24 protein-coding genes are annotated in these 25,637 nt (G+C 70.7%); 20 read left to right on the plus strand and 4 right to left on the minus strand.

All coding sequences use genetic code 11. The features are described 5' to 3' along the window. The first annotated feature begins 64 nt into the window (after positions 1-64). The 7 genes from arc to ACFFXY_RS21745 all read left to right on the plus strand — a co-directional run bounded on the left by arc (position 65) and on the right by ACFFXY_RS21745 (position 7,473). A complete protein-coding gene (arc, locus tag ACFFXY_RS21715; RefSeq protein WP_382355627.1) occupies positions 65-1,846 on the plus strand; it encodes a proteasome ATPase in 1,782 nt (593 codons plus the stop codon). A gap of 235 nt (positions 1,847-2,081) precedes the next feature. Then, positions 2,082-3,587, plus strand: a complete 1,506-nt coding sequence (dop, locus tag ACFFXY_RS21720; RefSeq protein WP_382355630.1) for a depupylase/deamidase Dop — start codon at positions 2,082-2,084, stop codon at positions 3,585-3,587. A 111-nt stretch (positions 3,588-3,698) separates the two neighbouring features. After that, positions 3,699-3,914 carry a ubiquitin-like protein Pup gene (locus ACFFXY_RS21725; RefSeq protein WP_091028433.1) on the plus strand — a complete coding sequence of 72 codons (216 nt, stop codon included), beginning with the start codon at positions 3,699-3,701 and terminating at the stop codon, positions 3,912-3,914. Positions 3,915-4,073: 159 nt separating this feature from the next. Further along, positions 4,074-4,868 (plus strand): proteasome subunit beta, encoded by a 795-nt coding sequence (gene prcB / locus ACFFXY_RS21730; RefSeq protein ID WP_382355634.1) that lies wholly within the window; start codon positions 4,074-4,076, stop codon positions 4,866-4,868. Positions 4,869-4,883: 15 nt separating this feature from the next. Further along, positions 4,884-5,687, plus strand: coding sequence for a proteasome subunit alpha (gene prcA, locus ACFFXY_RS21735; RefSeq protein WP_382355637.1), 804 nt, complete (start codon positions 4,884-4,886; stop codon positions 5,685-5,687). Between the two features lie 172 nt (positions 5,688-5,859). Beyond that, positions 5,860-7,218, plus strand: a complete 1,359-nt coding sequence (pafA, locus tag ACFFXY_RS21740; RefSeq protein WP_359955050.1) for a Pup--protein ligase — start codon at positions 5,860-5,862, stop codon at positions 7,216-7,218. 9 nt (positions 7,219-7,227) lie between these two features. Then, positions 7,228-7,473, plus strand: coding sequence for a hypothetical protein (locus ACFFXY_RS21745; RefSeq protein WP_382356744.1), 246 nt, complete (start codon positions 7,228-7,230; stop codon positions 7,471-7,473). Between the two features lie 171 nt (positions 7,474-7,644). On the opposite strand, the gene ACFFXY_RS21750 is transcribed toward ACFFXY_RS21745, so the two are convergent. Next, complete coding sequence (locus ACFFXY_RS21750) at positions 7,645-8,736, minus strand: DUF3866 family protein (RefSeq protein ID WP_382355640.1); 1,092 nt, start codon at positions 8,734-8,736, stop codon at positions 7,645-7,647. Positions 8,737-8,843: 107 nt separating this feature from the next. Here ACFFXY_RS21750 and ACFFXY_RS21755 point away from each other — a divergent pair, with 107 nt between their 5' ends. The 5 genes from ACFFXY_RS21755 to tatC all read left to right on the plus strand — a co-directional run bounded on the left by ACFFXY_RS21755 (position 8,844) and on the right by tatC (position 12,503). Next, entirely contained in the window at positions 8,844-9,821 is a 978-nt protein-coding gene (locus ACFFXY_RS21755; protein ID WP_382355642.1) for a helix-turn-helix transcriptional regulator, read from the plus strand. After that, a complete protein-coding gene (locus tag ACFFXY_RS21760; RefSeq protein WP_382355645.1) occupies positions 9,821-10,756 on the plus strand; it encodes a helix-turn-helix transcriptional regulator in 936 nt (311 codons plus the stop codon). Before ACFFXY_RS21755 ends, ACFFXY_RS21760 begins: the two co-directional genes overlap by 1 nt. A 30-nt stretch (positions 10,757-10,786) precedes the next feature. After that, positions 10,787-10,996 carry a hypothetical protein gene (locus ACFFXY_RS21765; protein WP_382355647.1) on the plus strand — a complete coding sequence of 70 codons (210 nt, stop codon included), beginning with the start codon at positions 10,787-10,789 and terminating at the stop codon, positions 10,994-10,996. Between the two features lie 228 nt (positions 10,997-11,224). After that, positions 11,225-11,503 carry a Sec-independent protein translocase subunit TatA gene (gene tatA, locus ACFFXY_RS21770; protein WP_344486720.1) on the plus strand — a complete coding sequence of 93 codons (279 nt, stop codon included), beginning with the start codon at positions 11,225-11,227 and terminating at the stop codon, positions 11,501-11,503. A 22-nt stretch (positions 11,504-11,525) separates the two neighbouring features. Next, positions 11,526-12,503 (plus strand): twin-arginine translocase subunit TatC, encoded by a 978-nt coding sequence (gene tatC / locus ACFFXY_RS21775; protein WP_382355651.1) that lies wholly within the window; start codon positions 11,526-11,528, stop codon positions 12,501-12,503. Positions 12,504-12,586: 83 nt separating this feature from the next. On the opposite strand, the gene ACFFXY_RS21780 is transcribed toward tatC, so the two are convergent. Next, positions 12,587-13,426 (minus strand): HAD family hydrolase, encoded by an 840-nt coding sequence (locus ACFFXY_RS21780; protein ID WP_382355654.1) that lies wholly within the window; start codon positions 13,424-13,426, stop codon positions 12,587-12,589. On the opposite strand from ACFFXY_RS21780, the gene ACFFXY_RS21785 reads away from it, so the two are divergent. After that, the gene (locus ACFFXY_RS21785) at positions 13,425-16,151 is read left to right on the plus strand and encodes a DEAD/DEAH box helicase (RefSeq protein ID WP_382355656.1); all 2,727 of its coding nucleotides are present in this window, start codon (positions 13,425-13,427) and stop codon (positions 16,149-16,151) included. The genes ACFFXY_RS21780 and ACFFXY_RS21785 overlap by 2 nt on opposite strands. A 259-nt stretch (positions 16,152-16,410) precedes the next feature. Here the strand turns inward: ACFFXY_RS21785 and ACFFXY_RS21790 are convergent, their stop codons facing one another. Beyond that, positions 16,411-17,316 carry a 5'-3' exonuclease gene (locus ACFFXY_RS21790; protein ID WP_382355659.1) on the minus strand — a complete coding sequence of 302 codons (906 nt, stop codon included), beginning with the start codon at positions 17,314-17,316 and terminating at the stop codon, positions 16,411-16,413. Between the two features lie 185 nt (positions 17,317-17,501). Between ACFFXY_RS21790 and ACFFXY_RS21795 the strand changes: the two genes are divergently transcribed. The 7 genes from ACFFXY_RS21795 (at position 17,502) to ACFFXY_RS21825 (ending at position 24,954) form a co-directional block, all read left to right on the plus strand. Then, positions 17,502-18,287 (plus strand): transporter substrate-binding domain-containing protein, encoded by a 786-nt coding sequence (locus ACFFXY_RS21795; RefSeq protein ID WP_359955018.1) that lies wholly within the window; start codon positions 17,502-17,504, stop codon positions 18,285-18,287. Further along, positions 18,287-19,111: an amino acid ABC transporter permease gene (locus tag ACFFXY_RS21800; protein WP_382355662.1), complete on the plus strand. Its 825-nt coding sequence runs from the start codon at positions 18,287-18,289 to the stop codon at positions 19,109-19,111. The genes ACFFXY_RS21795 and ACFFXY_RS21800 overlap by 1 nt, the downstream gene beginning before the upstream one ends. Beyond that, positions 19,108-19,854, plus strand: a complete 747-nt coding sequence (locus tag ACFFXY_RS21805) for an amino acid ABC transporter ATP-binding protein (RefSeq protein ID WP_382355665.1) — start codon at positions 19,108-19,110, stop codon at positions 19,852-19,854. The genes ACFFXY_RS21800 and ACFFXY_RS21805 overlap by 4 nt, the downstream gene beginning before the upstream one ends. 13 nt (positions 19,855-19,867) lie before the next feature. Continuing rightward, positions 19,868-21,427, plus strand: a complete 1,560-nt coding sequence (locus ACFFXY_RS21810) for an amidohydrolase (RefSeq protein ID WP_382355668.1) — start codon at positions 19,868-19,870, stop codon at positions 21,425-21,427. A 540-nt stretch (positions 21,428-21,967) separates the two neighbouring features. Then, complete coding sequence (lnt, locus tag ACFFXY_RS21815; protein ID WP_382356700.1) at positions 21,968-23,626, plus strand: apolipoprotein N-acyltransferase; 1,659 nt, start codon at positions 21,968-21,970, stop codon at positions 23,624-23,626. Between the two features lie 12 nt (positions 23,627-23,638). Continuing rightward, a complete protein-coding gene (locus ACFFXY_RS21820) occupies positions 23,639-24,430 on the plus strand; it encodes a polyprenol monophosphomannose synthase (RefSeq protein WP_382355671.1) in 792 nt (263 codons plus the stop codon). Then, positions 24,427-24,954: an FxsA family protein gene (locus ACFFXY_RS21825; protein WP_382355674.1), complete on the plus strand. Its 528-nt coding sequence runs from the start codon at positions 24,427-24,429 to the stop codon at positions 24,952-24,954. The genes ACFFXY_RS21820 and ACFFXY_RS21825 overlap by 4 nt, the downstream gene beginning before the upstream one ends. 11 nt (positions 24,955-24,965) lie before the next feature. Here ACFFXY_RS21825 and ACFFXY_RS21830 read toward each other — a convergent pair whose 3' ends face one another. Beyond that, the gene (locus ACFFXY_RS21830; protein WP_091028371.1) at positions 24,966-25,307 is read right to left on the minus strand and encodes an RNA polymerase-binding protein RbpA; all 342 of its coding nucleotides are present in this window, start codon (positions 25,305-25,307) and stop codon (positions 24,966-24,968) included. Between the last annotated feature and the right edge of the window lie 330 nt (positions 25,308-25,637).

A 25,637-nucleotide genomic window follows, 5' to 3' on the forward strand; every position in this document is an offset into this window, starting at 1 on the left:
TTACTATTGGCCTCCCCAGCCAGCTACGGTTGGAGTAGCAACACTCTCCTGGGAGGTGTGACCCGTGGCACGAAGCAACGATGACCGTCGACAGAACCTGGGCCAGGGCTCAGAGCACGACGAACTGTCAGGACAGGTCGAAGAGCTCCAGGAAGAACTGGCCGCGGCGCGGCGCCGTCTCACCGAAACGCCCCGACACATGCACATCCTGGAGGAGCGGCTCGCCGCCGCCCAATCCCAGATCGACCGCCTGTCGGAGCAGAACGAGCGGCTCGTGTCGACCTTGAAAGAGGCCCGCGAGCAGATCGTCTCACTGAAAGAGGAGATCGACCGGCTCGCTCAGCCGCCGTCGGGGTACGGCGTGTTCCTGGGCGCGCGCGAAGACGGCACCGTAGACGTCTTCACCTCCGGTCGCAAGTTCCGGGTGTCGCTCGCCCCCTCGATCGACCCCGAGGAGCTGGAGCGCGGCCAGGAGGTCCTGCTCAACGACGCCATGAACGTGGTCGAGGTCCTCGACTACGAGCGCATCGGCGAAGTGGTCACGCTCAAGGAGCTCATCGAGGTCCCCGGCGGCGGCCCGCCCGACCGGGCCCTCGTCACCAGCCACGCCGACGAGGAGCGGGTCGTGCTGCTCTCCGACGCGCTCATCAACGGGCCGCTGCGCGCCGGCGACTCCGTCATGATCGAGCCGCGCGCGGGCTACGCGTACGAGCGCATCCAGAAGAGCGAGGTCGAGGAGCTCGTCCTCGAAGAGGTCCCCGACGTCGACTACTACGACATCGGCGGCCTCGACGGGCAGATCGAGATGATCCGCGACGCCGTGGAGCTCCCGTTCCTGCACGCCGACCTCTTCCGCGAGCACGAGCTGCGCCCGCCGAAGGGCATCCTGCTCTACGGCCCTCCCGGCTGCGGCAAGACGCTCATCGCCAAGGCCGTCGCCAACTCGCTGGCCAAGAAGGTCGCCGAGATGCGCGGGGAGGAGGCCTCCGGGCGCTCCTACTTCCTCAACATCAAGGGCCCCGAGCTGCTGAACAAGTACGTCGGCGAGACCGAGCGGCACATCCGCCTGGTCTTCCAGCGGGCCCGTGAGAAGGCCAGCGAGGGCATGCCGGTCATCGTGTTCTTCGACGAGATGGACTCGATCTTCCGCACCCGCGGCTCGGGCGTGTCCTCCGACGTGGAGAACACGATCGTCCCGCAGCTGCTCTCGGAGATCGACGGCGTCGAGGGCCTGGAGAACGTCATCGTCATCGGCGCCTCCAACCGCGAGGACATGATCGACCCGGCGATCCTGCGGCCCGGCCGCCTGGACGTCAAGATCAAGATCGAGCGGCCCGACGCCGAGTCCGCGAAGGACATCTTCTCGAAGTACATCACCACGTCCCTGCCGCTGCACGACGACGACCTGCGCGAGCACGACAAGGACCGTGACGCCACCGTCACCTCGATGATCCAGGCGGTCGTCGAGCGCATGTACTCCGAGGTCGACGAGAACCGCTTCCTCGAAGTGACCTACGCCGACGGCGACAAGGAGGTCCTGTACTTCAAGGACTTCAACTCCGGCGCCATGATCGAGAACATCGTGGCCCGCGCCAAGAAGATGGCCATCAAGGACTTCCTGACCAACCAGTCCAGGGGCATCCGCCTCACGCACCTCATCGACTCCACAGTCGACGAGTTCCGCGAGAACGAGGACCTGCCCAACACCACCAACCCGGACGACTGGGCCCGCATCTCCGGCAAGAAGGGCGAGCGGATCGTCTACATCCGCACGCTCGTCTCCGGCAAGGGCGCGGACTCCGGCCGCAGCATCGACACCGTGTCGAACACCGGTCAGTACCTGTAGCGAAGCGGAAGGTACCGGCCAGCGCAGCCTCTAGGCAGCAGATCAGCGGGATTGGTCGGCGGATTCGTCCGCCGACCGATCCCTCCTGCGTTCGGCGTGTCGCGCGCCCGCATCCGGGTAACCGCCGCCCATGAAGCCGCAGCCATTGAACAACATGCGCATCGAGTCCGCGGAAATCCAGTCGACCGCACTCCGAGGGGGCGCGAAGGGCCCCGGACGGACTAGGCTCGAAGGCATGACCGTTCGCCGTATCATGGGCACCGAGATCGAATACGGGATCTCCGTGCCGGGCCAGCCGGGGGCCAACCCGATGGTGACCTCCTCGCAGATCGTCAACGCCTACGCCGCCCGCCCCGAACTGTCCAAGGGCGGACGGGCCAGGTGGGACTACGAGGAGGAGACCCCTCTGCGCGACGCCCGCGGCTTCACGTACACCGGGGCCCTCTACGACCCCGCCGAGAACCTCGCCGACGAGGACTCCGGGCTCGCCAACGTCATCCTCACCAACGGCGCCCGCCTCTACGTCGACCACGCGCACCCCGAGTACTCCACGCCCGAGGTCACCAACCCCCGCGAGATCGTCCTGTTCGACAAGGCCGGCGAGATGACCATGGCCGAGGCCGCCCTCCGGGCCGCCCACACGCCCGGCATCGGCCCGATCAACCTGTACAAGAACAACACCGACAACAAGGGCGCCTCCTACGGCGCGCACGAGAACTACCTCATGTCGCGCCAGACCCCCTTCGCCGACATCGTCGCCCACTTCACGCCGTTCCTGGTCACCCGCCAGGTCTACGCGGGCGCCGGGCGCATCGGCATCGGCCAGGACGCCTCCGAGCACCGCTACCAGATCTCCCAGCGCGCCGACTTCTTCGAGGTCGAGGTGGGCCTGGAGACGACCCTGAAGCGCCCCATCATCAACACCCGCGACGAGCCGCACGCCGACGCCGAGCGGTACCGCCGCCTCCACGTCATCATCGGCGACGCCAACCTCGCCGAGCACTCCACGTTCCTCAAGGTCGGCACCGCCTCGATCGTCCTCGCCATGATCGAGTCCGGCGCCTTCGACGGCTCCCTCGGCATCGCCGAGCCCGTCGCCGAGCTCCGCGCGGTCTCCCACGACCCCACGCTCAAGCACAAGATCGAGCTGCGCAACGGCAAGCGGCTCACCGCGGTCGAACTCCAGATGTCCATCCTGGAGCAGGCCGAGGCCTACTGCGGCGCCGACGCCGACCCCGATACCCGCGAGGTCCTCGACCTGTGGGCGCACGTCCTCGACGCGCTGGCCCGCGACCCCATGGAGCTGGCCGACATGCTCGACTGGCCCGCCAAGCTCTCCCTGCTCGACCGCTACCGCGAGCGCGAGAACCTCGACTGGGGCGCCGCGAAGCTCCAAGCCATCGACCTCCAGTACCACGACGTGCGCCCCGAGAAGGGCCTCTACCACCGGCTCGTCGCCCGCGGCAAGATGAAGCGCCTGCTCACCGACACCGAGATCATCAACGCGATGACCGAGCCGCCGGCCGACACCCGCGCGTTCTTCCGCGGCCGGTGCCTCTCGCGCTACCCCTCTGAGGTCGTCGCGGCCTCGTGGGACTCCGTCATCTTCGACGTCGGCGCCGACTCGCTCGTGCGAGTGCCCATGATGGAGCCCGAGAAGGGCACCAAAGCCCATGTGGGAGAGCTGTTCGAGCGCTGCGAGGCCGCGAAGGACCTCCTCGACGTCATCACCGCCGATTAGCCGACACCGCTCCGCCGCGGGAATATTACAGAGCGGTACAGCGTCGTATCTGGCGTGCTGTCGTACTCTCGCGGTACGGTTTATGCACCGTCGAGGTAGAAGGGAACAGCTATGGCAGCGAAGGACTCCGGCGGGCAGTCGCAGTCGCAGCGGTCACGGCAGGAAGCAGACGCCGAGACCACCGAGGCCGCTGTTGACCCCGAGATCGCCGAACGCCACGAAGCGATCACCGAAGAAGTCGACGACCTGCTCGACGAGATCGACGAGGTCCTGGAGACCAACTCCGAGGAGTTCGTGCGCTCGTTCGTGCAGAAGGGCGGCCAGTAGCCGCACCTGCGGGCGACAGGGCCTGGTGTGACGCACAGGCGCACCGGGACCCTGGCACCGTTCAGTCGCAGTCTCGGCCGAGCGTCGAAAAGAATAGAGAATCAGGGAGGTCATGTCGTGACAGGTCAAGGATTCCCAGGCAAACTGCCCAACGCGTATATGACGGCTGGAACCTCCTCCTTCTCGGAGTTCCTCATGCAGACGGCGCCGGAGATGCTGCCGGGGCGCAGGCCCCTGCCTCCCGGCGACTTCGCCGAGATGAGCGCCCACGCGACGACGATCGTGGCGCTCAAGACCGCCGAAGGCGTCGTCATGGCCGGCGACCGGCGGGCCACGTCCGGCAACTACATCGCCAGCCGCGACATCGAGAAGGTCTTCCCCGCGGACGGCTACTCGCTCATCGGCATGGCCGGCACCGCCGGGCTCGGCATCGAGCTCATCAAGCTCTACCAGGTCGAACTCGAACACTACGAGAAGCTCGAAGGCGCACCGCTCACCTTGAACGGCAAGGCGAACCGCCTCGCCTCCATGCTGCGCGGCAACCTCGCCATGGCCATGCAGGGCCTCGCCGTCGTCCCCCTCTTCGCAGGGTTCGACAACGACGCGCCCTCCGTCGCCGAGGCCGGGAAGATCTACAGCTTCGACGTCGTCGGCGGCGTCTACGCCGAACGCGACTACGACTCGATCGGCTCCGGCTCGATCTTCGCCAAGGGCTCGCTGAAGAAGCGCTTCCGGCGCGGCCTCAGCACCGACGACGCCGTCAAGGCCGCCGTCGAAGCGCTCTTCGACGCTGCGGACGACGACTCCGCCACGGGCGGACCCGACCCGATCCGCGACCTCTACCCCGTGGTCATGTCCGCGACCGCCGAGGGCTCCAAGCGCATCGACGACGCCGTCGTGGCCGACCTCGCCCGCGACGTCATCGCGGCCCGCACCGAGAACCCCTACGGATAAGGAGAGGAGCCTGCCATGGCCATGCAGTTCTACACCAGTCCCGAGCAGATCATGCGGGACCGGGCCGAGTTCGCCCGCAAGAACATCTCCCGCGGCCGCAACGTCGTGGTCCTCTCGTGCGCCGACGGGGTCCTCCTGGTCGCCGAGAACGTCTCCTCGGCGCTCCACAAGGTCTACGAGCTGTACGACCGCATCGGCTTCGCCGCCGTCGGCAAGTACAACGAGTTCGAGAACCTCCGCACCGCCGGGGTGAGGATGGCCGACCTGCGCGGCTACTCCTACGACCGGCGCGACGTCACCGCCGCCAGCCTCGCCAAGGCCTACGCGCAGACGCTCGGCGCGATCTTCTCGGAGCAGACCAAGCCCTTCGAGGTCGAGATCTGCGTCGCCGGCGTCGGGGCCGCCCCCGAGGCCGACGAGCTCTACCGGCTCACCTTCGACGGCTCGATCAACGACGAGCCCGGCTACCTCGCCATGGGCGGCGCCGCCGAGCAGCTCGTCGAGGTCCTCTCCGAAGGCCACGACGCGGACGCCCCGCTCGCCGACGCGTTCGCGCTGGCCCTGCGGGCGCTCTCCTCGGACGGCGGCAACGGCACCCGCCGCGAGCTGACCACCGACGTCCTCGAAGTGGCCGTCCTCGAACGCGCCCGCCCCGGCCGCGCCTTCCGGCGCATCGAGGGCCTCGCCCTCGACGCGCTCATGCCGCGCGCCGACGACGAGCCAGCTGAAGTGGACCCCGACGACGTCATCGGGGACGACGACCCGGACGCCGAACCCGACACGCCCGACAAGGGCGAGAGGCCCCAGCCGAGCGAATAGCAACGGCCCGAGCCGCATTCACGGAAAACGAAACTCCCGCACGCAAGTGGACGGTCGCGGGGGCGCCAGCGCCCCCGCGACCCCGCCAACACCGTCAACACGCCCGTCGCGGAGCGAAACCGTTCGACCGCGAGGGGTGTTCTCCTCATAAGAATCGGGGTAGGGTTTCGACATGGACAGGCGCATTTTCGGACTGGAGACCGAATACGGGGTCACTTGCACCTTCAGGGGACAGCGCCGCCTGTCTCCGGACGAAGTGGCCCGATACCTCTTCAGGCGGGTGGTCTCCTGGGGCCGCTCCTCCAACGTGTTCCTCCGCAACGGCGCCCGCCTCTACCTCGACGTGGGCTCCCACCCCGAGTACGCCACCCCCGAGTGCGACTCCGTCGAGGACCTGGTCAAGCACGACCGGGCCGGCGAGCGCATCCTCGAAGGGCTGATGATCGACGCGGAGAAGCGCCTCCACGACGAGGGCATCGCCGGGGACATCTACCTGTTCAAGAACAACACCGACTCCGCCGGGAACTCCTACGGCTGCCACGAGAACTACCTCGTCAGCCGCCACGGCGAGTTCGGGCGCCTCGCCGAGGTCCTCATCCCGTTCCTCGTCACCCGCCAGCTCATCTGCGGCGCGGGCAAGGTCCTCCAGACCCCGCGCGGCGCGCGCTTCTGCCTGTCGCAGCGCGCCGAGCACATCTGGGAGGGCGTCTCCTCCGCGACCACCCGCTCGCGCCCCATCATCAACACCCGCGACGAGCCGCACGCCGACGCCGAGCGGTACCGCCGCCTCCACGTCATCGTCGGCGACTCGAACATCAACGAGATCACCACGCTCCTCAAGATCGGCTCCGCCGACCTGGTGCTGCGGATGATCGAGACCGGCGTGACGATGCGCGACCTCACCCTGGAGAACCCGATCCGGGCCATCCGCGAGATCAGCCACGACACCACCGGGAAGCGCCTGGTGCGCCTGGCGAGCGGCCGCGAGGCGTCCGCACTGGACATCCAGCGCGAATACCTTGAGAAGGCCATGGACTTCGTCGACCAGCGCGGCGCCGACGCGACGACCAAGCGCGTCATCGAGCTGTGGGGCCGCGTCCTCCAGGCCGTGGAGGACGGCAACCTCGACACGATCTCGCGCGAGATCGACTGGGTCGCCAAGTACAAGCTCATCGAGCGGTACCGCGAGAAGCGCGGCCTGCCGCTGTCGAGCCCGCGCGTCGCCCAGCTCGACCTCGCGTACCACGACATCCGGCGCGGGCGCGGCCTGCACCACCTGATGGAGAAGCGCGGCGAGGCCGAGCGGATCACGCAGGACGTCGAGGTGTTCGAGGCCAAGGAGGTGCCGCCGCAGACCACGCGCGCGCGCCTGCGCGGCGAGTTCATCCGCAAGGCGCAGGAGAAGCGCCGCGACTTCACCGTCGACTGGGTCCACCTCAAGCTCAACGACCAGGCGCAGCGCACGGTCCTGTGCAAGGACCCGTTCCGCTCGCGGGACGAGCGCGTGGACAAGCTCATCGCCAGCATGTGAGCATGGGGCATGTCCTCCGAGACCCCTGAGACCGAGACGGCCGCCGAGCGGCGGCCCGACGAGCGCGAGCAGGCCGGCCGGTCCGGCCTGCTCTCCTCGCTCGACCCGATGGCCGCCTACGAGCGGCGCACCACCCGCATCCGCGAGGAGATCGCCCGCAACCGCCGCGGCGAGTACACGGTCCCGACCTGGGTCCTGTCGCTCGCGCTGGCCGGGGTTCTCGGCATCTGGATCCTCGTGCTGTTCGTGCTCTAGCGGGGCACGCCGAGTGCCGAAGCGGCGCTGGGAAAGGGCCCCCGGTTTCAACGGTAGCCGGGGGTTCCTGAAGCGGAGCTGAAGACGAAGTGCGGGCACGCCGCATCGGCGGCGGGTGTCAGCGCCCCCCGGCTACGAAGATAGTCCGGGGTTGCTGAAGGGGAGCTGAAGTCAGTCGCGGCGCTTGGCGAGTTGGGCCGCGTGGCGGCCCGCGGCGGCTTCGGCCACGAAGTAGACGCGGTCCTTGTCGAGGCCGCGGCCCATTGTGGAGAGCTTGACCGGGAGGGCCTCCATGGCCTCGACGAGGCCGGAGCAGTCGATCTCGATCTGGCGGTGGCGCTCGGGGAGGGTGGCGAGCTGGGCGCGGATCTTCGGTTCGAGGTCCGCGGGGAGCTCGTCGGGGACCGGGACGTCGGCCGCGGCCAGAGCGACCCGCCCGTACGCGGTCATCGAGTGGTGCGAGACGCCGCGGTGGCGCTCGCGGGCGTCGCCCTCCGAGATCCGCAGGGACGCGACCGGGCGCCCGCCGAGGACCGCCGCCGCGTTCACCGCCTCGCCCGCCGCGGTGCCCGAGAAGCCCCAGACCGTGCCCGTGCCGAGGTTCCCCGGCCCCTGGGCGACGATCGCGATGTCGGCGCCGCCGACCACGCGGGCCGCGATGAGCGCGTTGTGGATGTTCGTGGCCTCAAGGTCGCCGCCGAAGCACTGGCCCGCGGTGACGACCGTGCAGATCCGGTCCGAGAGCTGGTCGAGCTGGCGCGAGAACCACGCCGGGAGCGCCCCGCCGTCGGTCATCACGTACGCGACCTTCGCACCGGGCGCGGTCGCGTGGACGCCCGCGAGGACCGGCGCGAGCGCCGAGTGCAGGTCCGCGACGACCACCGGCATGCCGCCGAGGTCGTCGCACGCCTCCACGGCGGCGCGGTGCGGCGAGTCGTCCTCGTCCACGGCCAGGCGCATCGCCTGCATGGGCGTGTAGCGGGCCTTGACGATGTGCCCGGGGACGTCCACGTCCGCGGGGAGCCGCTCGGGGACGGCGATGACCAGCGCGTACCCGCCGGTGCCGAGGCCCTTGGCGATGGCGTTGCAGTTGAGCAGGACCCGGTCGCCGACCTCGGGGACGCCGACGAGGCCGTCGTAGGCCAGGCCCCGGCACGAGAACGCGTCCTCGCCCTCGCGGGCCTCGACGTCGACCTCCAGCTCGGTGCAGCCGCGCCAGCCGCCGCGCACGCCGGTGACGGTCCCGTATCGCCATCTGATCACGCCCGGACACTATCAAAGGAGGCGCGGAGCCCAAGGGCCCGTGCGCGGCCGCCCCGCGGGGCCGGGCGTGATGGCGGCGCGGACGGGCGCTGGCATAGGCTGGGCGGGTGTCCAACGATCGCACTGAACGACTGGTGAACCTGGTGCTCTGCCTGCTGTCCTCGCGACGCTTCCAGACCGCCGGCAGGATCGCCCGGACCGTGCCCGGATACGAGCACGACTCCGAGGACAAGAAGGCGCACGAGGCGTTCCAGCGCAAGTTCGAGCGCGACAAGGCCGAGCTGCGCCGCATCGGCATCCCCCTCCAGTCCGGCAACGACTTCCTCGCCGACGGCGAGCCCGGCTACCGGATCGCGCGCTCGGACTTCGAGCTGCCGCAGATCGAGTTCACCGACGCCGAGGCCGCCGCCGTCGCGGCCGCCGCGCGCCTGTGGCAGCAGCCCGAGCTCCAGTCCGGGAGCGCCGAGGCCCTCCTGAAGCTCCGCGCGGCCGGGATCGACGTCGAGTCGCACGCCGCGACCGCCACCGTCAAGTCCCTGCCCGGCGCCGAGGCGGCGCTGTCGCCGTTCTTCGAGGCCATCGCCGTGCGCCGCGCCGTCGTCTTCGACTACCTGGGCTCGCGCGACGAGTCCGCGCAGCAGCGCCGCATCCAGCCCTGGGGCTGCGCGGCCTGGCGCGGGCGCTGGTACGTCGCCGGGCTCGACCTCGACCGGGACGCCCAGCGGTGCTTCCGGCTCTCGCGCATCAGCGGGAAGGTCCGGCTCACCGGCCCCGAGGGCGCGTACGCGATCCCCGAGGACGTCGACGTGCTCGCGTTCGCCTCCGAGTCCGAGGCCCGGCTCATGCCGGTCCGCGCCACCGTCATGGTCCGGCCCAAGCGCGCCTGGGGCGTGCGCCGCCGCGCCGACCAGATCGGCCCGCGCACCGCCGAGGGCGACCAGGTGTGCTTCTCGTACACCGAGACCGCGCCGACCGCCGCGTGGCTGGCGTCGTTCGGCCCCGACGTGCTCGTGGTCGACCCGCCAGAACTGGTCAAGGAGACCGTCGCGTGCCTCCAGTCGCTCGCGGCCGAGGAGGAGAACTGATGGTGACCAACCGCCTGGCCCGGCTGCTCAACCTCGTCCCGTACCTGGTCGCGCGCCCCGAAGGGGTGCCGATGTCCGAGATCGCCGCCGACTTCGGCGTGGACGTCGAGCAGGTCCAGGCCGACCTGACGATGCTGTGGATGTGCGGCCTGCCCGGCTACGGGCCCGGCGACCTCATCGACATCGCGTTCGACGCCGACGCCGTCCGGGTCCTGTTCGCGGCCGGGATGGACCGGCCCGTGCGCCTCGCCGCCCACGAGGCCCTCGCCCTGTCGGTGGCCCTGCGGGTCCTCGCCGACACACCCGGCGTGGGCGACCGCGCCGCCATCGCCTCCGCGCTCGACAAGCTCGCCGCCGCCGCGGGGGAGGCGCCCGCCGACGTCACCGTCCGCGACACCGTCACCGACCCGACCGCCGAGAAGTACGCCGCGCTCGTCGCCTCCGGGCACGCCGCGCGCATCACCTACTACTCCGCGCACCGCGACACCACCTCCGAACGCGTCGTCGACCCGATCGAGATCGTCGTCGCCGAAGGCCACGCCTACCTGCGGGCCTGGTGCCGCACCGCGGGGGAGATCCGGCAGTTCCGCATCGACCGGATCGACGCGTGCACCGAGCTCGACGAGCCCTCCGAGCCGCTGCGCCTGACCAACCAGCCCGCGCCCACCGCGTTCCTCGCCTCCGAGCTGCCGCGCATCGAACTGCTGCTCGGGGCCGGTGCGAAAGGCGTCTCCGACACCTACCCGTGCGACGAGGTCGCCGGGGAGCCCGACGGGCGCCGCCGCGTCGTCATGCGCGTGCGCGACCTCGACTGGGCCCGCCGCTTCGTCCTCGGCCTCGGCGGCGAGGCGGAAGTGGTCGCCCCCGCCGAACTGCGCGACGCGGTCCGCCAGACCGCGGCCTCCGCGCTGGCCCGCTACGCCCCGGCCGCCTGAGCCGGGCCCGCGTCGGCTTAGAATGTCCCGATGATCTGGGCGATATCGGTCGTGCTGGCACTCGCCGGACTCGTGCTCCTCGCCGTCGCGGCGTGGCGCCTCCTCGGCGGGCTGAACGAACTCAAATCCGGCCTCGGCCGCGTCCAAGAACGCGCGGGCCAGGTACAGGACCTGCAAGAACGTTTGAACGAGACCATGGCGGAAGTGCAGCGCACCACTGCCGCGCTGCCCGAGAAATGACACGGCCCGGTCGCACTCGCCACATTCTGATAAAGATCGGCGATCCCGAAGGCTCCAGTGTTGACGGAAGTGTCAAACGTCGGTCATGCTTGTCCGGCTCGACGATGTCGTAGCCGCGCCTACCAACGGTGACCACGGGGTGAACCCGGTCTCAGGCTCCGTGGCGGCAGCCTCCACCGAGGCATACGATGGTAAACGTCACCGACATATATCCGGAGGGACCGAACAATGGGTGCACTGAAGCCCTGGCACATCATCATTCTCGTCGTTGTCATCCTGCTGGTGTTCGGCTCCCGGAAGCTCCCGGACATGGCCCGCGGTCTGGGTCGCTCCATGCGCATCCTCAAGTCCGAGACCGAGGCCATGAAGAAGGACGGGAACAACCCGGACGAGGACGGCGACACCCGCGCCGAGCCCAAGCACACGCGCGAGCCGCTGGAGCCGCCGCAGCCGGTCAACGAGACCGTGATCGACGGCGAGTCGGTCGACCGCAAGCAGACGCGCTAGCCCGGGAACGGCCGTTACGAACATGACGGACGACCCGCCGCGGCGCAGAGGCAAACGCCAGACCAAGTTCCAGCGCGCCGCCGACGGCTCCATGACCCTCATGGAGCACCTGATGGACCTGCGGTCGCGCCTGATGATCGCGGTCCTGGTCATCCTGGTCGGCACTGCGCTGGGCCTGATCTTCTCGAAGCACGCCATCGAGTTCCTCGCCCAGCCGTACTGCAACACCTCGGGCGCGAACGTCGAGTCCGGCGAGGAAGTGCTCTGCAACTTCACGCTGAACTCGCCGGTCTCCCACATCGCCCTGTACCTGAAGGTGTCGCTGTACATGGGCCTCGTGGCGACCTCCCCGATCTGGCTCTACCAGCTCTGGGCGTTCATCGCCCCCGGCCTGCACCGCAACGAGCGCCGGTACGCGTACACCTTCATCGGGGTCGCGGCGCCGCTGTTCCTCGGCGGCGCGCTCCTCGCCTACTTCGTGGTCAGCCACGGCATCCAGTTCATCATGGTGCTCCAAGAGGGCACCGGGTTCACGATCGCGCTGAACCTAGAGGAGTACATCAACTTCTACCTCACGGTGATGGTGGTCTTCGGGGTCGGATTCGAGTTCCCGCTGATCCTGTTGATGCTCAACGTGATGGGCCTGGTCTCGGCGAAGCGGATGCGCGGTTGGTGGCGCATCGTGGTCGTGGTGAGCTTCATCTTCACCGCGATCTTCACGCCCACGCCCGACCCGTTCGGCATGACCGCGCTGGCGATCTGCATGCTCTTCCTCTACGGGATCGCCCTGTTCGTCGCGCACCTCAACGACAAGCGCAAGGGCGTCACCGACGACGAGGAGCTCGACGACGACGAGGCCGGCGACATCGGCTCCTCCGACGGCGTCGACGCGGCCACTTCCATCCGCGCGGGCGGTCTGGACGACGAGGACTACCCGGCCGACAACGAGCGCCGCAACCGGTTCGGCCGGCGCGTCGACGGCTACGACGACATCACCTGAGTCCGGTTGGGACGCAGGTAGAACGAGCGTAGAGAAGGGCCCCGGGGGAATCCCCGGGGCCCTTCCGTCGTTCTTGAGGGCCCCTAGCAGCCGGCGCGCACGAGGCGCAGCACCGCGTCGAGGCCGACCGCGCGGCCCGCCTCGGCGTGCGGCAGCAGGTAGCAGCGCGCCCCGACCCGGGCCGCGCCCGCGTCCGCCATCGTGTCGCCGACCATGAGCACCCGGCCCGGCTCGACGTCCAGCGCGTGGCACGCGGAGTAGAAGATCTTCTCGTCCGGCTTGCAGTAGCCGACCTCGTAGGACAGCACCCACGCGTCGATGAACCGGTCGATGCCGAGGCGGCGCAGGATCGGGCGCGCGTCGAAGCCGATGTTGGACACCAGCGCGATCGGGTACCCCTGGGCCTTGAGCGACACCAGGGTCGCGAACGTGTCGGCGAACGCCACCCACCCCTCGGGGGAGGCGAGTCGGTCGTAGAGGGCCTCCGCGAGGCCGTCGAACACGCCGTGGGCCTGCGCCGCGAGCGCCGTGAACGCCTCGCGGTGGGCGTCCTCGTCGAGGTCCCGCTCCGCCCACGCCTCGGCGAAGTGCGGCCGCACCCGCGGCTCCATGCCCGAACCGAGCCAGCCCTGCGCGCCGATGGCGTCGGCCAGCGCCGTCACCGCGAGCGGTGAGAGCTGCTTCCCGCAGGCGTCCGCGGCCAGCGCGACCGACCTGGTCAGGGGTTCGAGCTGCGCCAAGGTGCCGTGGAAGTCGAACAGGACCGCGTCGACCCCTCCGCGTCCCGCATCGTCGTCTCCTGGTGAGGAATCACGGTGCACATCCGGGACGATACCCGGCCGTGTAGGCGTCGTCACAGCCGGGTGGACTGGGCGCGTTACCGGGATGCTCTTGTCGGGGCGGCAGACTAGTGTTGAGGCCATGGTTAACGCCGACGTGCCTTACGCCGACGACCGCTCCCCGGCCGAACGCCACGCTGCTGCTCAAGCACGTCGGCAGTGGCCCCAGCTGGCGGCATTCGCGGGGGACTACTCCTTTGAACTCGACGACTTCCAGGTCGAGGCGTGCCGCGTCCTCGAAGCGGGGCACGGCGTCCTCGTCTGCGCCCCCACCGGCGCCGGGAAGACCGTCGTGGGGGAGTTCGCGGTCCACCTCGCGCTCGCCGAGGGCGCGAAGTGCTTCTACACGACCCCGATCAAGGCGCTGTCGAACCAGAAGTTCAACGACCTCGTCGACGCGCACGGCGCCGAGAACGTCGGGCTGCTGACCGGCGACACGGTCGTCAACGGCGAGGCCCCGATCGTGGTCATGACGACCGAGGTCCTGCGCAACATGATCTACGCGGGCTCGGCGACGCTCCAGGGGCTGCGGTACGTGGTCATGGACGAGGTCCACTACCTCGCCGACCGGTTCCGCGGCGCCGTGTGGGAGGAGATCATCATCGAACTCCCGCAGGAGGTTCGGGTCGTCTCGCTGTCGGCGACGGTCTCCAACGCGGAGGAGTTCGGCGACTGGCTCAAGAGCGTCCGCGGCTCCACCGAGGTCGTGGTCTCCGAGACCCGGCCGGTCCCGCTGTGGCAGCATATGATGATCGGCGGCGCGCTGCTCGACCTGTTCGAGCCCGGCGCCGACTACGTCTCCAAGGAGCTGCTGAAGAAGGACGCGCGGATGCGCGAGCGCGGCGAGCAGCGCGGCGGCGGGCGCCGCCGCGGACGGCCCCATGTGGACCGCGGCCGCGTCGTGTCCCGGCTCGACCAGGCGGCGCTGCTGCCCGCGATCTACTTCATCTTCTCGCGGGCGGGCTGCGACGCGGCCGTCGACGAGTGCGTGCGCGCCGGGCTGCGGCTCACCGACGGGGGCGAGCGCGACGAGATCGTCGACTACGCCACCGCCTCGGTCGCCCACATCGACCCCGCCGACCTCGACGCGGTCGGCTTCGACCGGTGGCTCGCGGGCCTCGCGGCCGGGATCGCCGCCCACCACGCCGGGCTGCTGCCGGTGTTCAAAGAGGTCGTGGAGAAGCTGTTCGAGCGCGGCCTGCTCAAGGCCGTGTTCGCCACCGAGACGCTCGCGCTGGGCATCAACATGCCCGCCCGGTCGGTGGTCCTGGAGCGGCTCATCAAGTACGACGGCTCCGACCACGTGATGCTCACGCCGGGCCAGTACACGCAGCTCACCGGACGCGCCGGGCGCCGCGGCATCGACGTCGAGGGGCACGCGGTCACCGTGTGGGCCGAGGACGTACGGCCCAAGGAGCTCGCGGGCCTCGCGTCCAAACGCACCTATCCGCTGAACTCCTCGTTCGCGCCCTCGTACAACATGGCCGTGAACCTCATCGGCGCGGCCGGAGTCGAACGCGCGCAAGAGGTCCTCGCGTCCTCGTTCGCGCAGTTCCAATCGGACGCCGAGGCCGTCCACATCGCCGAGCAGGCCCGCTCGCTCGGGCGCCGCGCCGCCGAGGCCGCGAAGGGCGCCGAGTGCCACAAGGGCGACTTCCTCGCGTACTACGAACTGACGCACGAGCTCTCGCAGGCCGAGCGCGCGAACCAGAAGCGCCGCAAGGGCGCCCTGCGCGACGAGGCCCGCACCCGCCTGGAGGAGCTGCGCGCCGGCGACGTCGTGTGGATCTCGCGCGGCAAGCGCGTCGGGTGGGCGGTGTTCCTGCGGCCCACCGGCGGCTCGCGCCACCACGACCCGCGGTGGGCGGTGCTCACCGGTGACGGGTGGGCCGGGACGCTGGAGACGTCCGCGTTCGACGGCGGCCTGGAGGTCGTCACGAAGCTCCGCGTCGACAAGCGCTTCGACCGGCGCGACCCGCGGTCCCGCAACGACCTCGCGGCGAGCCTGCGTGAGGCCACAAGGGACCGTTCGCGGCCGACGCGTCGCGGCGGGGCCGCCGAGACCCCCGAGATCGCGCGCCTGCGCGAGGAGGTCAAGGACCACCCGTGCCGCACCTGCCCCGACGCCGGGCAGCACACCGTGCACGCGTCCCGCTGGTCGCGGCTCAAGCGCGAGGAGGAGGCGCTGCGGCGCCGCTCCGAGCGGCGCGAGCACTCGCTGGCGCGGCAGTTCACCGCCGTGCGCGAGGTGCTCACGGAGTTCGGGTACCTCGAAGGCGAGACCGTCACGGATTCGGGGCGGCTGCTGCGGAACCTGTTCGTGGAGACCGACCTGCTCGTGGCGCAGTGCCTGCGCGACGGGATCTGGGAGGGGCTCCAGCCCGCGGCGCTGGCCGCGGTCGCCTCGACGGTGATCTACGAGTCGCGGTTCGAGGAGGACGAGTTCTTCGTGGCCGTGCCGGGGCAGATCACCGAGCACGTGGCGAAGACCGTGCGCCGCTGGGAGGCGATCCGCCGCACCGAGAACCAGCGCGGCCTGTCGCTGATCTCGCGGCCGCAGCTGGGTCTGGCGTGGCCGATCTACCGGTGGACCAGCGGCGAGGAGCTGTCGAAGGCGCTTGCCGCCGCGGACGGCCCGTGGCCGATGCCCGGCGGCGACTTCGTCCGCTGGGCCCGCCGCACCGCCGACCTCCTGCACCAGATGGGCACCGCCGCGCGGTTCATCGGCACGGAGTCCTCGAACAAGCTCGCCGACGCGGCCTTCGACGCGGTCGACGCGATCCGCCGCGGCGTGGTCGCCGACGTCTAAGACGACGGAGAGGCGAGCCCTGCTCGCGTTCGGTGTCGCCCCCGCTTGCAAGCGTGCCTGCGGGGGCCGACATTTTCTTGGCCGCTGTGGGACCTGGTGGGTGGATGCGAGTCGGGCTCGGGTTCGGTGTCGCCCCCGCTTTCAAATGTGCCTGGTGGGGGCGACATTTTGGGGTGAGCGGAGGTGTGAGCAGGGGTTTCGGCGGCGGGCAGGCGGGAGCGTGGTCGGGTTGTCGGGTGGGCAGGCGGGTGGTGGGTGCTCAGGCTTCGGTTTGGGTGATCGCCTCTTGGAAGCGGGTGAGGGCTGAGGTGACGTTCCATTCGGTTGCCAGGGCTTCGACGGCGGCGGGGTCGTTCGGGGCCGTTGGGAGGGCGGCGTCGATGACCGGGACGTCCACGTCGGGGACCACAGAGGAGACCTTCACCGCGCGGTCGAGGTAGTCGGCGGATTCGGTGACGGACTTGCGCTGGCGGTCGGGGAGGTCGGAGGCGGGGTCGGCTGCTGCGGCGCGGATGCCGGAGATGCCGCCGTAGGTGTTGACGAGGGAGACGGCGGTCTTGGCGCCGATGCCTTTCACCCCCGGGAGGCCGTCGGAGGGGTCGCCGCGGAGGACGGCGAAGTCGACGTAGTGGCTGGGGGCGACGCCGAACTTGGTGGCGACCGCCTCGCCGTCGAAGAGCTCGGCCTTGGAGATGCCCTTGGCGAGGTAGACGACGTGGCGGGAGCGGTCGTCGTCGACGAGTTGGAAGAGGTCGCGGTCGCCGGTGACGACCAGGACCGGTTCGGCGGTGCGGGCGGCGAGGGTGGCGATGACGTCGTCGGCCTCGTAGTCGGGGTGGGCGGCGGTGGCGACGCCCAGGGCCGGGAGGAGGGCTTCGATCGCGGCGACCTGGTCGTCGAGGCCCTCGGGGGTGTCCTCGGCGCCGTCGGCGGTCGCGCGGGCGGCCTTGTATCCCGGGAGCTGCTCCAGGCGCCAGTCGGGGCGCCAGTTGCCTTCGAGGCAGCAGACCATGCCGGTGGGGGAGAAGCGGCGGGTCAGGACCGCGAGGCCGTCGAAGAAGCCGCGCACCGCTCCCGAGCGGCGCCCGTCGGGGGCCTTGATGGAGGAGGGGAGCCCGTAATAGGCGCGGTACCAGAGGGACGCGGCGTCGATGAGCATCAGCATCGGACCACTCTCTCACGGCGGGACGACAGCGCACGCCGATCTCTCGGGGCGGTACGGCCCCGTGTGGCGGCGGGGATCGGGCCGTCCGTACTGCGAAACCTGCCACATTGCGGACCAGGTGGCACGAGTATGGGTGCATCCGACCGGAATGATCGGCGAATCCGCAAACGCATAGGAGCCTTCAGGTGAACACGCACACCCGCCGCGCCGCGGCAGCCCTGGCCCTGATCGGGACCGGGCTCGCCGCAGCCGCATGCTCGTCCGGATCGGACGACGACTCCACGCTCACCGTCTGCACGAACGTGCCCTTCGTGCCCTTCGAGTACCAGGAGGACGGCGAGTACGTCGGGTTCGACATGGACCTCATGAACATGCTCGCCGACCGCCTCGACCAGACCGTCGAGGTCGTGGAGATCAGCTTCGACTCGATCAGCTCCGGCGAGGCCCTCAACGCCGGGACCTGCGACATCGCCGCCGCCGGGCTCTCGATCACCGAGGAGCGGCAGGCCGCCATGGGCATGTCCCAGGCCTACTACCGGGCCGACCAGGCGCTCGTGGTCCCCGACGGGTCCGCCGTCGCGACCCTCGACGACCTCTCCGGCGTCCAGGTCGCCGTGCAGTCCGGGTCCACCGGCGAGGCGTACGCGAACGACAACGCCGAGCAGTACGGATACGAGGTCGTGGCCTTCGAGTCCATGGGCGACATCGCCTCTGCGCTCTCGGCCGGGACCGTCGGCGCCTCCATCGCCGACCTCGCCACCTGGCAGCAGATGATCGAGACCGCCTCCGGGCTCACGCTCGTCCAGACCATCGAGACCGCCGAGCACTACGGGTTCGCCGTCCAGAAGGACGACACCGAGCTGCTCGACGAGGTCAACGCCATGCTCGACGCCGCCTTCGAGGACGGCACCTACGCCGAGCTGTACGAGAAGTGGATCGGCGAGCCCTACACCGGGGACCTCGACCAGTAGTGGACGCCGCCACCACCGACGCCGCGCCCGCCCGGAGCCGCATGACGGCCCGGCAGCGGCGCCGCCTCGCGCGCGGCGTCCAGTACGCCGTCATCGTCGCCGTCGTGGCGGTGCTCGCCGCCGTCGCCGACTGGGGCCGCATCGCCGACTCGTTCTTCCAGCTCGACATCGCCGCGGACATGTTCCCCGACGTGTGGACCTCGTTCTGGAACACGATCCTGTACACGGTCCTCGCGTTCGCGTTCGGCATGGTCGTCGGCGTGCCCGTCGCGCTCATGCGCGTCTCCGAGTTCGCGCCCTACCGCTGGGCGGCGACCGTGTACGTCGAGGTCTTCCGCGGCCTGCCCGCGCTCCTCGTGCTGTTCCTCGTCGGCTTCGGCGTCCCCCAGGCGTTCCCGGGCATCCAGTACCCCGGCGGCGTCTACGGGCAGGTCGCCATCGGCCTGGGCCTCACCTCCTCCGCGTACATCGCCGAGTCGGTGCGCGCCGGCATCCAGGCCGTCCCCAAGGGGCAGGTCGAGGCCGCGAGGTCCCTCGGGATGAGCCGCACCCGCACCATGGTCACCGTCGTGCTCCCGCAGGCGCTGCGGATCGTCGTGCCGCCCTTGACGAACGAGCTCGTGATGCTCACCAAGGACTCCTCGCTCGTGTTCGTCCTCGGCGTCACCACCGCCACCATGGAGCTCTCGAAGTTCGCCCGCAACGAGCTCACCGACACCGCGAACGCCACCCCGCTGCTCGTCGGCGGCCTGCTGTACCTGCTGCTGACGATCCCGCTGGGCCTGCTGGCACGGCGCCTTGAGAACCGGGAGGACCACCGGTGAACGCGCCCATCGTCCGGATCGAAGGACTCCACAAGCGCTTCGGCGACAACGAGGTCCTGCGCGGCATCGACCTGGAGATCGCCGAAGGCGAGGTCGTGTGCCTCATCGGGCCCTCCGGGTCCGGGAAGTCCACACTGCTGCGCTGCGTCAACCTCCTGGAAGAGCCCACGGAAGGGACCATCACCGCGGCCGGTCACGACATGACCGGCCCCGACGCGGACCTCGACCTCGCCCGCCGCGACATCGGCATGGTGTTCCAGCAGTTCAACCTGTTCAGCCACATGACGATCCTCGACAACCTCGTCGTGCCCCAGCGGCGCGTCTGCAAGACCCCCAAGGCCGAGGCGGTCGAGACGGCGCGGCGCCTGCTCGCCGAGGTCGGCATCGAAGGCAAGGAGAAGGCCAAACCCGGGCAGCTCTCGGGCGGGCAGCAGCAGCGCGTCGCCATCGCCCGCGCGCTGGCCGTCAAGCCCCGGCTCATGCTCTTCGACGAGCCGACCAGCGCCCTGGACCCCGAGATCGTCGGCGAGGTCCTCGCCGTCATGAAGGGGCTCGCGGCCGAGGGCATGACGATGCTCGTGGTCACCCACGAGATGGGCTTCGCGCGCGAGGTCGCCGACCGGGTCCTGTTCCTCGACGGCGGCGTCATCGTCGAGCAGGGGCCGCCCGCGGAGGTCCTCGCGAACCCGAAGACCGAGCGGGCGCGCAGCTTCCTCCACCGCGTCCTCCACCCGGCCGACTGACATCATTGGAGGCATGAGCCTCCTCGACAGCACCGAGCGAACCTCGGCACGCACACTGTGGCGCGGCGGGCGGGTCCTGAGCCCGACCCACCCGGCCGCGACCGCACTGCTCACCGACGGCGACAGGATCGCCTGGATCGGCGACGAGACGGATGCGCCCGCCGCCGACCAGACGGTCGATCTCGAAGGGGGCCTGGCGGCCCCGGCGTTCGTGGACTCGCACGTCCACCTCACCGGCACCGGGGCCTCCCTCATCGGCCTCCACCTCGCCGGGCTGCCCTCGGCCGCCGTCGTCCTCGAACGCGTCGACAGCTTCGCCGCGAGCCTCCCCGCGGACGGGATCGTCCTCGCCCACGGCTGGGACGAGACCGCCTGGGACGACCCCGCGCCGCTCACCTCCGAGGCCCTCGGCAACGCCGCGGGAGGCCGCCTCGCGTACCTGTCGCGCACCTGCGGGCACACCGGCGTCGCCGCGCCCCGGCTGCTCGCCGAGCACCCCGAGCTCGCCGCCCTCGACGGCTACGACCCCTCCGGGCTCCTCACCCGCGCCGCCCACCGCGCCGCCCGCGCCACGCTCAACGCCGCCGTCCCGCTCGCCCAGCGCCTCGCCGTCGCCCAGGCGGGGCTCTCCCACGCCGCCGGCCTCGGCATCGCCGCCGTCGCCGAGATGGCCATCCCCAACGACGCCGACCCGCTCACCGAGGCCGAGTTCTCCGGCCTCGTGGACCTGGGCCGCGAGCCCGGCAACCCCGCCGTCTACGGCTGGTGGGGCGAGCTGCGGGCCTCCGAGAAGGCCCGCGACCTCGGCGCCCACGGCTCCGGCGGCGACCTGTCCGCCGACGGCTCGCTCGGGGCGCGGACCGCGTTCCTGCGCACCCCCTACGCCGACGAGGACACGCTCGGGGCGGAGTACCTCACCGCCGCCGACGTCGCCGCCCACCTGCGCGACGCCCACCGCGTCGGGCTCTCCGCGGCGTTCCACGCGATCGGGGACGGCGCGGTCGCCAACGTCCTCGACGGCCTCGACGCCGTCGAGCGCGAACTCGGGCTCGACGCGATCCGGCACGCCCGCCACCGCATCGAGCACGCCGAGCTCCTCGACGCCCAGCTCATCGCCCGGATGGTCCACCACGGCGTCCACGCCTCCGTGCAGCCCGCGTTCGACGCCGCCTGGGGCGGCCCCGGCGGCATGTACGCGGCCCGGATCGGGCGCGACCGGGCGCTGGCGGCGAACCCGCTGTCGCGGCTCGCCGGGGTCGGCGTGCCGCTGGCGTTCGGGTCGGACTCGCCGGTGACCGCACTGGACCCGTGGGGCGGCGTGAGGGCCGCCGTGCGGCACTGGAACCCGGTGTCGCGGCTCCCGATGGCCGCGGCGTTCGCGGCGGCCACCAGGGGCGGCTGGAGGGCCCTGGGGATCGACGACTCCGGGTCGCTCGTCCCGAACACCCGAGCGAATTTCACAGTGTGGGACCTCACCGGGGCGGGCCTCCCCGACTTGAGTGATCCCGGCGCCCCCGACCCGAAGTGCAACCTCACGGTCGCCCGAGGATCGGTCGTGTACACGCGTGCCTGACCTGGCCCTGCGCCCGCGGCGGCGCTGACGCGAGAAAAATTGCTGGACCAAAATTCCGACCCGGTCGACGCCCTCGGCGCTGTTTGGCTTACGGTGGTCTGGTCCTCGGCGGAAGACCTGAAACGGTGGCCCGCCGAACGTCGGGGGCGACTCGACTTGCTTTGCTCCCACGCAGACTGGACAAGGTGACAGCGCGGCCGCACTGTCACCGGCGGCCAGGTCCAGATCGCGGGGGTCGGCGGAGGAAGGCGGGCCGGTCGCCGGTGGTGGACCCGCAGCGGATGCAGGTGATCCCTAGACAACAGCTCGTAGTCGCTCATCCAGACGGGTGCGAGTTGGTCCGAAGATCACCAGTGAACGCGGCAGGGGACACCGGCCGTACAGGGACTGGGAGAAACCCGTGCGAGGGGCGTAGCCGGACACAGCTACGCCCCTTTGCCGTGTCCGCAGTACGCTAGAGCCCCACCGGGCCGCGAATTCTTCTCGCGCCGGTCGCATCCCAGGCCAGCGCACGAGCGAGGAGCGCCCTTCTTGAGCACCGTGATCGACGACGACCGCGACGCCCCTCCCTCCGAGGACGCCCCCGCGCCGCAGCCAGTCAAGGCCCGCCGCGGCCTCCTCCTGGTCGACTCGCCGCTCGGGCGCCGCCTGAGCCTCCCCGCCGCGCTCATCCTCGCCGTCGCCTCCGGCCTCCTCGCCGTCCTCGCGTTCCCGCCCTACGGCGCGTGGCCGCTCGCGGCCGTGTCCGTCGCCGGGTTCGGCGCGGCCGTCCACCGCAGGCGCCTGCGCGGCGGCCTCGGCATCGGCTTCGTGTACGGCATGGCGTTCTTCATGCCGCTCCTGGCCTGGTCCTCGACGCAGGTCGGCCAGTGGCCCTGGCTGTTCCTCTCCGCGCTCGAAGCGCTCGGCACCGGCATCCTCGGGGCCGCTCTCGCCGTCTGCTCGCGCCTGATCGACCGCCACCGCTGGACCTGGGCCCCGCTCACCGGCGTCGCCTGGGTCGCGCAGGAGGCCCTGCGCGACCGCCAGCCCTTCGGCGGGTTCCCGTGGGCCCGCCTCGCCTTCAGCCAGGCCGACGCGCCCACCTCCGCCGTCGCGTGGCTCGGCGGCGCGCCGCTCCTCAGCTTCGTCGTGGCCCTCACCGGCGGGTTCCTCCTCGCCGCCGGTTACGCGCTCGTGACGCGCCGCCTCGGCGGGCTCCGCAAGGCCGCCGCCTTCACCGCCGCGGCCGCGGTCGCCACGATCGCGCCGCTCGCGCTCCCGATCGGGTCCACCGCGCCCGCGGGGGACACCGTCAACGTCGCCGTCGTCCAGGGCAACGTCCCGCGCCTGGGCCTGGGCTTCAACGAGCAGCGCCGCGCCGTCCTCGACAACCACGTGCAGGCCACGCTCGACCTCGCCGACGCCGTCAACGAGGGCCGCGCCGAACGCCCCGACCTCGTCGTGTGGCCCGAGAACGCCTCCGACATCGACCCGATCGAGAACCAGGACGCGTACGACGAGATCAGCTTCGCCGCGGCCGCCATCGGCGCGCCGATCGTCCTCGGCGGCATCGTCCACAACGACGACGGCACCGTCTCCAACATGAGCATCGTGTGGGACCCCGAGGACGGGCCCGTCCACATGTACTCCAAGCGCCACCCGGTGCCCTTCGCCGAGTACGTGCCCTACAAGGACTTCTTCTCCACCGTCGCCGGGTGGATCGACCCGCGCATGTCCGAGGGCCTCGACAGCGTCGCCGGATTCGAGGCGGGCGAGAGCGACGGCGTGATCCCCGTGGCGGGCACCGACATCACCGGGCTCATCTGCTTCGAGATCGCCTTCGACGCCGAGACCCGCGACTCCGTCCTCAATGGAGCGCAGCTCATGGTCGTGCAGACCAACAACGCGACCTTCGACACCAAGGAGGCGCAGCAGCAGCTCGCGATGGTCCAGATCCGGTCCGTCGAGCACGGCCGCGACGGCCTCATGGCCTCCACCGTGGGCGTCTCCGCGTTCACCGACCACACCGGAGCGGTCGCGCAGGCGACCGAGTTCAACACCGCCGCCGTCATCCAATCGGACCTAACGCTCTCGGACGCCTCGACGCCCGCCACCGCAGTGGGTATCCTGCCTGAAGCGGTCCTCACCGGAGCGGCACTGGTGGCACTGGCCTGCGCAATCGCCATGAACGTCCGGCACCGCCGCAGCCAGACCTAGAAAGCCGACGCCATGTCCCAGAACCCGGACCGGAACATCCCCGGCAGCGATGCCGGTCCGGCCGTCGTCGCGATCCCCACGTACAACGAGCGCGACAACATCGAGACCGCCGTCCGGGCCGCCCTCGACGGCTGCCCCGGCATCGACGTGCTCGTCGTGGACGACTCATCGCCCGACGGGACCGGCGACCTCGCCGACGCTATCAGCGCGCGCGAGGACCGCGTCCACGTCCTCCACCGGGCCGAGAAGCAGGGCCTCGGCGCCGCCTACCTCGCCGCGTTCGCGTGGGCCGCCGAGCGCGGCTACCGCGTCGTCGTCGAGATGGACGCCGACGGCTCCCACGACCCCGCCGACCTCCCGCGCCTCCTCGACGCCATCGGCGCGGGCGCCGAACTCGCGATCGGCTCCCGGTACATCCCCGGCGGCTCCGTCGAGAACTGGGCGCTCCACCGGCTCGCGCTGTCGCGCTGCGCCGGGATCTACACGCGCGCGATGCTCGGGCTGCGCGTCCGGGACGTCACCGCCGGGTACCGCGCCTACCGCCTCGACGCGCTCCAGAAGCTCGAACTCGACACCGTCAACTCCGTGGGGTACTGCTTCCAGATCGACCTCACCTGGCGGGCCGTCAAAGCCGGTTTCACCATCAGCGAAATCCCGATCGTGTTCACCGAGCGCCGCGCCGGGGCCTCGAAGATGAACGGCGCCATCACGATCGAGGCCCTGTGGAACGTCACCGTGTGGGGGTTCGCCCACCGCGCACGGCAACTGCGGCGCGTCTTCTCGCGTGGCAGAATCGAGGAGTGACGCACCAGCAGCCGCCGCAGGCACCCAAACGGGCCCCGTTCGCCGTCCGGCTCGCGCTGGCGGTGTGGATCGTCGCCGAGGCCGCCGCCTTCTTCGGGCTCGCGTACCTCATCGGCTTCGGGTACACGCTGCTGATCTTCATCGGCACGAGCTTCCTGGGGATCGCGCTCGTCCAGTACGTCGGCGCGAAGTCCTTCCGGGCCGCTCGCGACTACCTCAACTCCGGCGGCGACCCGTCCCGCGAGCTCCCCAACGGGTACGCGCTCGCGGGCGCGTTCTGCCTGATCATCCCCGGGTTCGTGACCGACCTGATCGGGCTCCTGCTGCTGCTCCCGCCGACCCGGTTCCTGTTCCGGGGCCTGGGGCGCTGGATCGCGGCCCGCACGCCCGTGATGCGCTTCGGCGGCGGCGACGTCATCGACGGGGAAGTGATCGACGAGCGCGACTACACCGACACGCCCTTCCCCGACGACGAGCCCCGCAGGTACGACAACGGACCCCGGTCGATCGACCAGGGTCCGTGAGTCTCGCTCAGCTAGCGCTCGCCTCGGCGCGCGCGCATCTCCTGGAGGCGCTCGTCGAGGATCTCTTCGAGCTCCTCCATCGAACGGCGCTCCAGCAGCATGTCCCAGTGGGTGCGCGGCGGCTTGACCTTCTTCGTCTCCGGCTCCTCGCCGTCCACGAGCTTGGCCGTGGTCCCGTCGAGCCGGCACTCCCACGTGAGCGGGATCTCCGCCTCGACCGCGAAGGGCACCTCGAAGCGGTGGCCCTGCGGGCAGACGTAATCGCGGGTCTGGCGGGGGGCCAGCTCCGTGTTGCGGTCCGATTCGTAGCTGACGGCGCCGAGACGGGAGCCTCTCAGCATTCTGTCGCCCATGTTCCCCTGCACTTCCTTTGAGCACTTGCCCTGACCCTCGCAGCCGGGCCGGTCGGCCCCCGCTGCTGTGCGCGCCCCCTCGGATCACGCCGAATCGGGGGGCCATCGCTTCGTACAACGCCGGGACCTGGCCGGATCCTTCCCGGCACCGCCGTCCGGAGACGCAGCCGTTCCGGCGCGGACCCCCAAGTGTGGCCCGGCGTCGACGCGGCCGCCACGGACGTCCCCTTGAAGTGTGACACAACACGGGCCCCGATCCGCGCGGGCGAGCACGTGAGATGCCGCTCGCACCCGGGGAGAATGCGGTGCGAACGGTGCGTGAGCGACTGG

It is taken from the genome of Glycomyces mayteni, assembly GCF_042428885.1.
Lineage (GTDB): Bacteria > Actinomycetota > Actinomycetes > Mycobacteriales > Micromonosporaceae > Glycomyces > Glycomyces mayteni.